At 70.4% G+C, this 11,227-nt stretch carries 11 protein-coding genes, 1 pseudogene and 1 riboswitch; of the genes and pseudogenes, 4 read left to right on the forward strand and 8 right to left on the reverse strand.

The window, feature by feature from the left end:
* Window positions 1-311 precede the first annotated feature (311 nt).
* Window positions 312-758 (forward strand): hypothetical protein, encoded by a 447-nt coding sequence (locus DCW30_RS37810; RefSeq protein WP_076688015.1) that lies wholly within the window; start codon window positions 312-314, stop codon window positions 756-758.
* Window positions 724-1,371, forward strand: a pseudogene (locus DCW30_RS35180) (MFS transporter); the annotation flags it as partial. The gene DCW30_RS37810 and the pseudogene DCW30_RS35180, both read left to right, overlap by 35 nt.
* A 155-nt stretch (window positions 1,372-1,526) precedes the next feature.
* Here DCW30_RS35180 and DCW30_RS35185 read toward each other — a convergent pair.
* The 4 genes from DCW30_RS35185 to DCW30_RS35200 form a co-directional block, all read right to left on the reverse strand.
* Complete coding sequence (locus tag DCW30_RS35185) at window positions 1,527-2,300, reverse strand: ABC transporter ATP-binding protein (RefSeq protein WP_076688017.1); 774 nt, start codon at window positions 2,298-2,300, stop codon at window positions 1,527-1,529.
* The gene (locus DCW30_RS35190; protein ID WP_076688019.1) at window positions 2,297-3,412 is read right to left on the reverse strand and encodes a FecCD family ABC transporter permease; all 1,116 of its coding nucleotides are present in this window, start codon (window positions 3,410-3,412) and stop codon (window positions 2,297-2,299) included. The genes DCW30_RS35185 and DCW30_RS35190 overlap by 4 nt, the downstream gene beginning before the upstream one ends.
* Window positions 3,409-4,443, reverse strand: a complete 1,035-nt coding sequence (locus DCW30_RS35195; RefSeq protein WP_076688021.1) for an ABC transporter substrate-binding protein — start codon at window positions 4,441-4,443, stop codon at window positions 3,409-3,411. Before DCW30_RS35195 ends, DCW30_RS35190 begins: the two co-directional genes overlap by 4 nt.
* Before the next feature lie 30 nt (window positions 4,444-4,473).
* A riboswitch (cobalamin riboswitch) is annotated at window positions 4,474-4,672 on the reverse strand.
* A 377-nt stretch (window positions 4,673-5,049) separates the two neighbouring features.
* A complete protein-coding gene (locus DCW30_RS35200) occupies window positions 5,050-5,412 on the reverse strand; it encodes a winged helix-turn-helix transcriptional regulator (protein ID WP_076688023.1) in 363 nt (120 codons plus the stop codon).
* Between the two features lie 207 nt (window positions 5,413-5,619).
* Here DCW30_RS35200 and DCW30_RS35205 point away from each other — a divergent pair, with 207 nt between their 5' ends.
* Complete coding sequence (locus DCW30_RS35205) at window positions 5,620-6,498, forward strand: NAD(P)-dependent oxidoreductase (protein WP_076688029.1); 879 nt, start codon at window positions 5,620-5,622, stop codon at window positions 6,496-6,498.
* A 118-nt stretch (window positions 6,499-6,616) separates the two neighbouring features.
* Here the strand turns inward: DCW30_RS35205 and DCW30_RS35210 are convergent, their stop codons facing one another.
* The gene (locus tag DCW30_RS35210) at window positions 6,617-7,867 is read right to left on the reverse strand and encodes a PP2C family protein-serine/threonine phosphatase (RefSeq protein WP_237283487.1); all 1,251 of its coding nucleotides are present in this window, start codon (window positions 7,865-7,867) and stop codon (window positions 6,617-6,619) included.
* A gap of 910 nt (window positions 7,868-8,777) precedes the next feature.
* Here DCW30_RS35210 and DCW30_RS35215 point away from each other — a divergent pair.
* Window positions 8,778-9,290, forward strand: coding sequence for an EF-hand domain-containing protein (locus DCW30_RS35215; RefSeq protein WP_076688034.1), 513 nt, complete (start codon window positions 8,778-8,780; stop codon window positions 9,288-9,290).
* Window positions 9,291-9,494: 204 nt separating this feature from the next.
* Here the strand turns inward: DCW30_RS35215 and DCW30_RS35220 are convergent, their stop codons facing one another.
* The 3 genes from DCW30_RS35220 to DCW30_RS38150 form a co-directional block, all read right to left on the reverse strand.
* Window positions 9,495-10,010 carry an SMI1/KNR4 family protein gene (locus DCW30_RS35220; RefSeq protein WP_237283488.1) on the reverse strand — a complete coding sequence of 172 codons (516 nt, stop codon included), beginning with the start codon at window positions 10,008-10,010 and terminating at the stop codon, window positions 9,495-9,497.
* A 195-nt stretch (window positions 10,011-10,205) separates the two neighbouring features.
* On the reverse strand, window positions 10,206-10,631 hold the full coding sequence (locus DCW30_RS35225) for a VOC family protein (protein ID WP_076688037.1): 426 nt from the start codon (window positions 10,629-10,631) through the stop codon (window positions 10,206-10,208).
* A gap of 373 nt (window positions 10,632-11,004) precedes the next feature.
* Window positions 11,005-11,166, reverse strand: coding sequence for a hypothetical protein (locus DCW30_RS38150; RefSeq protein ID WP_309032423.1), 162 nt, complete (start codon window positions 11,164-11,166; stop codon window positions 11,005-11,007).
* Window positions 11,167-11,227 lie beyond the last annotated feature (61 nt).

Here is an 11,227-nt window from a genome sequence, read left to right on the forward strand (position 1 = left end):
ACCCCACGAGCCACAACCGTTGACGTCAGCGGAGCGGCACTGTTTCGCGAAGCCTGGCCAAGGCCGGGCCCGCCTCGCCGGTACCGTGACCCGACTCGCCGCAGCCACGCCCGCCAAGCCCCAGCGTCTGTCCGTTGCTGTCCGTTGCTGTCCGATACAGCCCGAAGCAGCGCGACGAACAGGCCCTCTGGTTCCTCGGTAAGCGCCCCGCGCCACAACGACGTTATGCGCGGACCGAGCCGGGCAGCCAACGGCGCACGATCAGCGCGACGTAGCGCGAAGGGAGGCGTCGGGGACCCGCCAGCGAGCGGGTGACCGCTTGCCTCACCGGCCATACCGGCAAGGTGAGGTGGGTGGCGATCGCAGCCGACGGCACATGGCTCGCGAGTGCCAGTGACGACACGACGGTGCGGATACGGGAACGAGCCACCCGCCAGGAGCTCAGCCGCTTCACCTGTGGTTGTGCCTGCCGCGTTGTTCCTGCGGTTCCCCGCCGCGTGAGCGCCTGCCTGGTCCTTCCGGAACGGTCAGATCCCGTCCGAGACCGTCTGGGGACTGTCGGGGCCTGGCTGGGCCCGTCTGGGTACGGCTGGTCTGTCCCGGTGAGTCCGGGCTGCCTGGGCAGGCCGGGTCTAGTCCCCAGAGCGGATCCGGGAGCGCGCGGAGCCAAGAACGACGCGCAGCCCGGCACTCCCGGGCCGGACGGCACTTTTTGGACGTCCGCCGAAAGCCCCTCGGCCCGCGCCAGAGGCACGTGAGTCGCTGCTCCGGCAGGCGCGGGCCGGGGCCGCCCACGTCTTCCGGGACCGGCTGCTGCTCGGGCTGGCGCTCCGCCCGGCGGTCGGGAACATCGCCTTCCTCGCCATGGAGACCGTTCTCGCCCTCTTCGCGCACGACCGCCTCGGCATCCACACCTATGGCTTCGGCCCGCTCCTCACGGCCGAGGCCGTCGGCGGTCTGCTCGGTGCGGGCATCGCCTCCAGCCTCGGCCGACGACTCGGCATCGGCACCGCACTGACCTGCACAGCCGCCGTCGAAGGGCTCGCCATTCTGGGCCTGGCCGCTGCCCCGAACCCGTACGCGGCCGGGCTGTCGCTCGCCGTCTGCGGGGCCGGGATGGGCGCCACGATGGTACTCGGGCCCTCCCTCCGGCAGGCGATCGTCCCGGCCCGCCTCATGGGCCGGGTCGCCTCCACCTCCCGCATGCTGGCCATGTGCGCCGCCCCCGTCGGGGCCTTCCTCGGCGGCTGGCTTGCCACCACGTACGACATCCGCACCCCGCTCTACGCCGCCGCACTCCTCCTGGCGATGACGGCCGTCACGGCATCCATGACCAGCAACCGCCGGGTCGAAGCGGCGCTCCGTGCCGCTCCGTCCAGGAGACGGCGGCCGACGTGGTGTGACGCCTGCCGCGATGGGCCCCCGGGACCGCATGCTCGGCAGCCACGCCGGGCCGCCCAGGACGCACGTCGTCTCCCCACCCGCTCTCCGACACGTGACGATCCGGCGCCGGCCCGGGGTGCCGATCACTGCGGGAGGAAGGTCACCTGGGGCGCGCCCGTGCGTGGATGGATGGTGACCTCGCTCAGCACGCCGTATACCTCGGCCAGGAGGTGGGGCGTGAGGATGTCGGCGGGCGGGCCCGAGGCGCTGACCTTTCCGTCGCACAGCACGTAGAGGCGGTCGCAGTAGTACGCGGCGAGGTTCAGGTCGTGCAGGGCCACCAGGACCGTCGCGGGCAGCCGCCGCAGGGCGCCGAGGACCTCCAACTGGTGGCGTATGTCGAGGTGATTGGTCGGTTCGTCAAGGACCAGGAGGGACGGCTGCTGGGCGAGGGCGCGGGCGATGAGCACGCGTTGGCGTTCGCCGCCGGAGAGCTGGTCGAAGGGGCGGCGGGCCAGGTCGGTGGCGTCCACCGCGGCGAGCGCCGACCGGATCAGGTCGGCGTCTTCGGAGGTGTCCCCGTCGAGCAGCCGTTTGTGCGGGGTGCGGCCCATCGCGACGACCTCGCGCACCGTGAGGTCGAACTCGGCGCTCGATTCTTGCACCACCGCCGCCACGGTCCGGGCGAGTCGCCGCACCGGCAGCGACCAGGCGTCGGCGCCGTCGACACTGACCTGTCCCGTCGCGGGGCGCAGGACGCGGTAGACGGCGCGCAGCAAGCTGGACTTGCCGCTGCCGTTCGGTCCGACGAGGCCGATGAGCTCGCCGGGGCGGGCGGTCAGGGAGACGTCCTCGACCAGGCGGTGCGCGCCGGCGGTGAGGGTGACTCCGTCGATGTCGAGTTCGGCCGCGGTCATGATCCTCCTCGGTCGGTGGCCCGCCGGGCGTCGCGGCGCATCAGCCACAGGAAGAACGGGCCGCCGCACAGCGCGGTGAGCACGCCGACGGGTATCTCCGTGGGCGCGGCGACCACGCGTGCGGCGATGTCGGCCCAGATGAGGAAGACCGCGCCGCCGAGTGCGGCTGTCGGCAGGACGCGGCGGTGGTCACCGCCGACGGCGAGGCGGACGATGTGCGGCAGCATCAGGCCGACGAAGCCGATCGGTCCGCACGCGGCCACGAGGATGCCGGTGACGAGGGAGAGGAGCACGAACATGCGGGCGCGGAAGCGGGCCACGTCCAGCCCCATCGTGGTCGCGGCTTCCTCGCCGGCGAGCAGCAGGTTCAGGTTGCGGGCCTGCGCCATGAGGATGCCGATGCCCAGGAGCAGGGCGGCGCTGGGCAGCCACAGGGTGCTCCAGCTGACGCCGCCGAGGCCGCCGAGTGTCCAGGCGAGGACCGCGCGGGCCTCGTTGCCCCGGTCGGTGGTGAGCAGGAGCAGGTGCAGCACGGCGGTGAGCACCGCGGCGATGGCCACGCCGGACAGGACCAGCCGCGTCGAGGTGATCCGGCCGCCGGTGCGGGCGGTGGCGTAGACGAGGAGCAGCGCGCCGAGCGCTCCCGCGAACGCGGCGACCGACAGCGACACCGGCCCGAACCAGGTCACCCCCAACACGATCACCACGACGGCGCCCAGGGATGCCCCGGAGGAGACGCCGAGCAGGTAGGGCTCCGCGAGCGGATTGCGGATAAGGGCCTGCAAGGCGGTGCCCACCACGGCGAGCCCGGCGCCGGCCACCGCGCCGAGCAGCACCCGGGGCGCCCGGATGTCGAGCACGATGGTCTCCCGTGCCCCGGACCAGTCGGGCGTCGACCAGTCGGCCCCTAGCGCGTGCGTCAGGATGCCCCACACCTGCCCGGGCGGCACCTGGACGGAGCCGATGGCCAGGCCCATGGTGGCGGAAACCACCAGCAGGACGGTCAGGACGACCAGTGTGACGGCGAGGTTGGCGGGCCCCGTCCGCCTGTCGCTCTGCTGTCGGCCTCGTACGGCCTGTTCGGTGCCGGTCTCGTCGACCGGGGCCGTCACGCGAAGCTCTCGGGGTGGATGTGGCGGGCCAGGCCCTCGACCGCGTAGGCCGGGCGGATGCCGACCAGGGTGGCGGTCAGCGGCAGGACGACGAAACGCTTGTTCTTGATGGCGGGCACGTCCTTGAGAGCGGGCTGGGAGAGCAGGAACTTCTTCTTCTGCTCGACGCTGCCGGCGCCGGCGTAGTCGTAGATGGCGATGACTTCCGGCTTGCGCTCGACGACCTGCTCCCAGGAGACGTCGCCGAAGACGTCGTCGAGGTCGGCGAAGACGTTGCGTCCGCCGGCCAGTTGGATCAGCTCGGTACCCAGGCTCATGCCGCCCGCGGTGAACGCGGCCTTGTCGCCGCTGTCGTAGACGAAGACGGGCACCGAGGGCTCACCCTTGACGGCGGAGGTGGCTTTGCCGACCCGTCTGCGCAGATCGGCCACGAGTTCGTCCGCGCGGTCCGAGACACCGAAGATCCGGCCGATGGTGCGGATCTCGTCGTAGGTGTCCTTCATCGTCACTCGCTTCTTCCCGCAGTATTCGCGGTTGAGGTGGGTGTCGATGCCGGCGTCGGCGAACGCCTCGCGGGAGCGGCCTTCGTTCTTGGCGAAGGCACTGCCGTAGCCTCCGTAGACCAGGTCCGGCTCGGCCTCCAGGACTGTTTCGAACGACGGCTCCTTCTTGGCCAGTTCGGGGATCGCCTCGTAGCTCTTCCTCAGCTTCGGCAGGACCGCGGAGTCGGGGAAGGCGGTGCCGACCATGCGGTCCTTCAGGCCGAGGGCGAGCATCAGTTCCGCCGGGTGCTGGTGGATGGTGACGACGCGGGCGGGCGGCTTGTCGTACGTCGTCTTCACCCCGCAGTTGTCGATGGTGACGGGGAAACCGGCGGCCGACGAGGCCGTGGACTTCGCGTTCTGGGCGGTGTCCTGCGACGATCCGCAGCCGGCGGCCAGCAGGGCCGCCGACAGGGCGACGGCCGCAGCCGTCGCACGCAGGGCGAGCCGCCTGCGGGCAGGGGAGAACAGCGGGGGACGGTCGTACACGTAAAGCCTCCTGGGGAGTCCGCGCTCCTCGGAACGGGCCCGCGACAGGCCAGTGTCCTGACTCCCGGATCGACTGTCCTCCCTCGGCCTTCGCGCGCGGTGCGCAGTGGCGTGTTGAGAACGCACTCCCCGGTCACAGTGGCGGGACCGTGCCGGATTCGCACCGGCTTCCTGTCTCCCGTCGCGGCGATGACCCGCTGATCCTACGACCCGTCCGGCTCAGGTCAAAAGGGCACAAGGGTTCGCCGTACGGCGGAGAGCACTTGGTCCTGCCCGCGCGCCCGGACACGACGTCTTTCGTGAGCCTCGCCGGGGCGACGCAAGGAACTGCTGCGACGCCGGTCTGCTGAAGGCTGTTCCAGAAACCTGGCAGCGTACGAGCCGTCTGCGCCGGATCCTGCGGCATCCACTCACGACCGAGTCCGTCGAGGTGGACGGCGCGAGCGCGTGCACGCCGGGCGGCGCGGTTGCGGAGAGCGCCCCTGCAGGGGGAGGCCGAGGGCGGCGTCGACCCTGCCGAGCTGCGGGGGTACGAAGCGGGCACCTCCCCGCACGGTGAGGCGTGCGCGCGGCGCGAGGGCGGCGAAGGCCCGGCAGGGGCCGAACCTAGGCGACTTCGACGGTGATCTTGTCCGCGCCGATCCGTTCGATTCGTTCCCGCCCCCACACCGCCAGGGATTCCAGCGCGGCGTTGAGGGAGACGCCGTGCTCCGTCAGGGAGTATTCGACCTTCGGAGGCACCACCGGGTACACCTCGCGGTCCACGAGGCCGTCCTCCTCCATCTCCCGCAGGTGCTGGACGAGCATCTTCTCGCTGACACCCGGAAGGCCGCGCCGCAGTTCCGCGAAGCGGCGCGTTCCGTGCTCATGGAGCTCCCAGAGGATCAGGGACTTCCACTTGCCGGAGACGACGTCCATCGCCGCGTCGATACCGCAGAAATAGGGGCCCTGTCGTGCCGATGTCGCCATGCGAGCCTCCGCGTCGCCCGAGGTGCTCACCTCCGGGTGAGTACCGCACTAAATAGTCCGTACTGGTCAACCCTACTGACTCCGCACAGGATTGAGCCATCCACGAACTCGACGGGACCAACGGTCCCGACGGGCTCAGCGGGCTCGATGGGATCAGCGGGCTCAATGCGGTCCATGGGCTCGACAAAGATTTGACGGAGGAATGACATGACGGAGAACCACCACACCCACATGAGCGTCCTCGGACTCGGCGCGATGGGCAGCGCGCTCGCCGAGGCACTGGTGAAGGCCGGTCTGCGGACCACGGTGTGGAACCGCTCCGAGGGGAAGGCCGACACGCTCGTCGAGCAGGGCGCGACGGAGGCCGCCTCGGCTGCCGAGGCGGTTCGGGCGAGCCGGTTGGTGATTGCCTGCCTCTTCGACCACGACTCGGTGCACGAGGTGCTCGACCCGCTCGTCGGCGACCTGGCCGGACGGACGCTGATCAACCTGACCACGACCAAGCCCGAGCAGGCACGACAGCTCGCCGCCTGGGCCGCCGAGGCCGGGATCGCTTACCTGGACGGCGGCATCATGGCGGTGCCGTCCATGATCGGGCAGCCGGGGGCATCGATCCTGTACAGCGGCTCGGAAGAGGTGTTCCGTGAGCACGCGGCGCTGCTCGACCTGTGGGCGACCAGTACCTACTACGGCGAGGACGCCGGGCTGGCGTCCCTGTACGACTTCGCGCTGCTCTCGTCGATGTACGTGATGTTCGCGGGGTTCATGCACGGTGCGGCCCTGCTCGCGCCGGCCGGGGTGTCCGCGGGCCGGTTCGCGAAGATGGCCGAGCCGTGGCTGACCGCGATGACCGGCGAACTCGCGCGGTTCGCCGAGGTCATCGATGGCGGGGACTACACGGTCCCGGGGCAGCAGAGCCTGGAGTTCTCCAACCTCGGGTTGTTCATCGAGGCGAGCGCCGAGCAGGGAGTGAGCGCCGAGCCGATCGCGATGGTCCAGCGGCTCATCCAGCGCCAGGTGGACGCCGGCCACGGGGAGGAGGGGTTCGCCCGGATCATCGAGAGCATCAAGCATCCGGACGCGTGACCGGGCGCCGGCGGCCGTCGCGACATCCACCGGCCCTGCGGCTCGGCGTGCGAAGCCCGGCGAGGAGCCCGGCACGGCGGTGTTCCGGCCGCCGTTGGCCGGCCTCGTGGAGATCGTGTCACGTCGAGTGCCGGGCCGTGATGCGGCGGAGGGTGAGGAGGGTGGCGTCGTCGGAGCGGTGAGGACCGTCGAGGAGGTGTACGACGCGTTGGGTGAAGGCTTGGAGCGCGTCGTGGCCCGGTGCGGGGGCTCCTTCCGCGCAGACGACTTCGACCGCTTCGAGAAGGCGGGCGGTGTCCTGGTCGGGGTCGCTGTCACGGCGTTCGACCAGACCGTCGGAGTAGAGCAGCACGATGTCGCCCGGTACGAGCGGTGTTTCGGCGGCGGTGTAGTCGATGTGGGGCAGGACCCCCAGCGCGGGCCCGGGCCCGCCGGGCGGGGCGGGCAGTTGGGTGGCCCGGCCGCGGCGCAGCAGCACGGGACACGGGTGACCGGCGCAGGTCCAGCGCAGCAGGGCGCGTTCGGGATGGTAACGGGCGATGATCGAGGTGGCTGTCGATTCGACGCCGTCGTCGCAGGCCACTTCGTTGAGCCACTGCGTGAGCTGCTCGACGGGCTGTTCGGTGTAGGCCAGCCCGGCCAGGGCGTAGCGGAGCTTGGCCATCAGGGTGGCGGCTTCCAGGCCGTGGCCGCGGGCGTCCCCCACGGCGACGAGGAGCCTGTCGTCCGGCAGCCTGCGGGCCTTGTACCAGTCACCTCCCACTCCGGCCTCGGTGGCGTCGGGCCGGTACACGACGGCGGCTTCGAGCCCGGAGGAGGTCAACTCGCCCTGGAAGTGGGGGAGCACCGCCTCACGCAGTACGTCGGCGACCTCGGCGACCGTCTCGGCGCGCCGGCGTTGCTGTCGTGCCTCGCGCTCGGCGTGTTCGGTGGCCGCGCGGCGGTGCCACTGCGAGGTGACGTCGATGAGCACCGCGCGAACGGCCCACACCAGGGCGCCGGGCGCGACCTGCTCGGGCTCGGCGACCATCCGGATCACCCGGTCAGCCCCCGTGCCGGTGCCGGTGTGCAGGAGCAGTTCACACTCGGCCGTGTGCTTGCGCAGGATGACGTCGTACAACAGCTGGTACAGCGCGCTGACGCTGTCCCGGGTGACGAGAGTGGCCAGATCGAACAGACTGGGCAGCGGCGTGGTCTCCTCCAGACCGAGTACGTCGCGAAAGCCGAGCGAGGGCTGAATGCCGGAGTCACCGAGGTTCCACTCGGCCCAGCACGTCTTGACCAGCCTCTGCGCCGCCAGGGCCATACGCAAGGGATCTCCGTGCTCCCAGGTGATCAGCAGATGCCGCCCGCACGGGATGACTCGCATCAAGATGTTGGACCGCGCGGGGCCGCCTGGGGTACTGCGGAACCACGCGATGCTCTCGGGCCCCTGAGTGACCCCGTCGTGGCAGGCACGCTCCAGCATTCCGGGCAGCGCGGTGCCTGCCAGAGCGGGAAACCGGTCGAACAACGACGCCGGACCACTCCACGCGGACAGACTGCTGCTCGCGGACTGCCCCTCGCCCGGGTGGGCGCGTGCGGCAGCGTTGTGGCCCAGGTGCACGAAGTCTCTGATGCCCCCTTCGTGGTGGCGAACGGGGGCGATCAGGAGCGCCGGGATCGGCATGGCCTCAAGGAGGTCGTGCCCTGACGGCGACGCCGGGAGATCCTGTGGCACGGGCGGAACAGGAGATGGGGCCGGTCCCGGAGTGTGCTGTTCGGCGTAGGCCCGCACGCGCTCGTACTGGGCCTCCAACAACTCCCGCACGGCCCGCAGCTCCAGACGCGACCGTGCCGGCTCATGCCCGGGCGGAAGGGGGACCATCACGGGGTGGGCTCTCAGGCGTAGGCGGCGGCGGGTCAGAACAGTATCCGCGCGGGGCCTCTGGATCGCCGGGCGACATACCGCAGGCGCCGACAAGCAACCTTGCGGGTGGCGTGGGTCCGCCCGAAGCACGATGATCCGCTCGTCTGGCTGGGATGCACCCGCGAGTACGCCGACACCACCGCCCGTGAGCCCCCGGTGCAACTGCGGCAGGTGGCCGCACCCTGCCGGCTCACCGAGCGCACGGCCCAGGCCGTCATGTCCGCCCGAGGTCACCCGCCACCAGGAGCTGGGACGGGGCCCGCGTCTGCTTCCGCTCGGAGTACGGTGACCTGGTGCCGCAGGTGATCGTTTCCACGGGTGGGAGCGGTGTCCGCCGCTTCTTCGGCTTCGCGCAGGAACGAGGGTTCGAGTGGACACCACCACGGCCAAGCGGCACATCTTCTCGATGCTGGACGTCGACGGCGACGGGGTCATCTCCCGCCAGGAATATCTCACCCGGCCCGAGCGCGCGGCGCAGGCAGTGGGCCGGTCCGGCGATGACCCGCTGCTGTCCGTGGCGCGCACCACGCACGAGCAGGTGTTCGCGTCGATGGACGCCGACCAGGACGGACGGGTGACCTTCGCGGAGTACGAGGCATGGGCGGGCGGCCAGTCCTTCGACGAGGTGTGCAGGCCGGCTCTGGGATCGCTGTTCGACCTGGCCGACACCGACAACGACGGGCACCTCGACCGAGCGGAGTTCACCGCACTGCGCCACGCCCTGGGCAACCCCGTCGACAACGCCCGTGCGGCCTTCGACGCGTTGGACGAGGACGGTGACGGCCGTATCGACCGCGACGCCTACCTGGCGCAGATCCGTTCCTTCGTCACGGACGGGTCCTCCTCCATGGCGCAGGCCCTCCACATGCAGTCCCACAGCTGAGCGTGAGCACCGCTGCGTAGCCATGGCTCGCGGACGGCGGCTCGCGGACTGGGGACTGCGGACCGCAGGCCCGGCCAGGCAGGTGGGATGGCGGCCTCCTGGTATCGGGCCGCACCACCACCAGCAGCAGCACCGGTGCGTGGAAGAAGACCGACTGGATCTGCGGGACGTGCGGGGTGAGGGCGAACACTCACCCCGCACGCCTCACCCGGCCAACGGCTCCCACGCTGCTCGTTCGGCCGCATCCTGCGGCATCCCCCACACCAGGAACCCGTGCATCAGACCGACCCCCGCCTCTGCGGCGAGCAACGGAACTTCGAGGACGTCAGCCACCTCCTCCATGAAGTCCGTCAGCGACTCGAACTGCACGCTGCGCTCCGCATACTCACACCAGTACCTGATCCGGCCGGTCTCCGCGTCCACGCACAGCCTGGCCACAGCATCCGCACCGATCGAAGCAAAGGGGATCCACGAGGGACGCCACACCGTGATCTCCTCTGTGCCGCCCGTCCGACGCTGTGCCTCTTCGTCGCCCTGCCGCAGACGCATCTTCGACTCATACGTGCGGCGCACGACATCGAACGGCATCAGCACACACTCCCCCGGCATGAATCCAGGCATCGGATCCGGTCCCACACCCGCCCGTCGGCTCCACAACGCCCTCAGCCCGACGGGCAGCCGCACACCCAAAGACTCCTGCAGCCTCTCGATCTCCGCCAAGCCAGGACTCGCTACGCTGCCAGGCGTCGTCTATCTGCCGCGACTCGATGCTCTGCTGACGTGCCGTATGACCATCCATCCGAAACGCTACCCCCCAACTACTCACGTGCTCAGCCGTCTGCCCCTCACATCCGAGAGGTATGAAGGAACCGCCCGACAAGCAAGGGACCCCCCGGAGGATGGCCTGCCCCTCCGTCAGCCAATGTTCGGGGATGGTGACGGTGCGGTGCGAGGGCGATGGGCTCGCACATCCACAGGGCGTCCATCGGGATCACGGGCTGTTATCGTCCACTGCGTCGGCAGTGTCTCGATCTGTCCGACCGGCCACCCGGAAGCCAAGATCCGCTCGCGAACCTCACGCAGTTGCGCGTACGTTCCCACGCGGAGCCCCCATCCTGCTCGGCCCAGGGGGTCGAGGTCAGCGGCAGGGGCGGCAGCGGCTTCGACGATCATCAGGTGGTCGTTCCCACCGACATCGATGACGGCAATCCGTGGGTCAGAAGCGGTTGCCGCGCGCTCGAACGCGAGTGGCGCTCCGAGCACTTCCGTGTAGAAGGCGACGAGCCGGTCGAGGTCGGCCGTGGACAGAGTCAGATGGTTGATTCCGAGGAGATCGGGCATGGTGCGGCAACTGTATGCGGTCGCTGGACGGTGCCGGGGGTGGATTGCCCATCTGGTCGCAGCAACTGGCGAAGCACAGCAGGTTGATGGACGAGAGAGTCGGTGAGCTGGCGGGCACCGGCCGGGCCGGGTTGGGTACCGCCGCCAACCCGAGGCGGGCCTGCGCTGGGCGGCTGACGGTCGCCGCATGGGTCAGCTCTCGGCGCCGGCCTGGCTTTCGAAGTGGCGAAAGGCCACCTCCTGGCGCCACTGTGCCGACGCCTTCGGGCTGCTGTCCAGCAGGCGCTGGCGCGATGCGGCGGGTTTCGTGAGGCCCGGCTGTGCGGTGTCGCAGGTGTCGGTGAGGCGGTAGCCCTGCCGGGTGGGGGCCGTGTCAGAGGCTCTTGCCGGGGAGGAATGCGTACTCCAGGGAGGCACGGGCGAGGTTTTTCAGCTCGGGGTAGGACAGGTCGTAGGCTTCAGCGGCGTACTGATGCTCACGGCTGATGTCGGTGCGGCTGATACCAGGGCCATCGGTGGCCAGGACGACAGGCACCCGAAGCGGCGGCAGGCCACGACGAGGGCACCCGGCTCTGTTCAGAGGGCGCCGACTGGCA

It is taken from the genome of Streptomyces alfalfae (assembly GCF_004127445.1).
Classification (GTDB): domain Bacteria; phylum Actinomycetota; class Actinomycetes; order Streptomycetales; family Streptomycetaceae; genus Streptomyces; species Streptomyces alfalfae.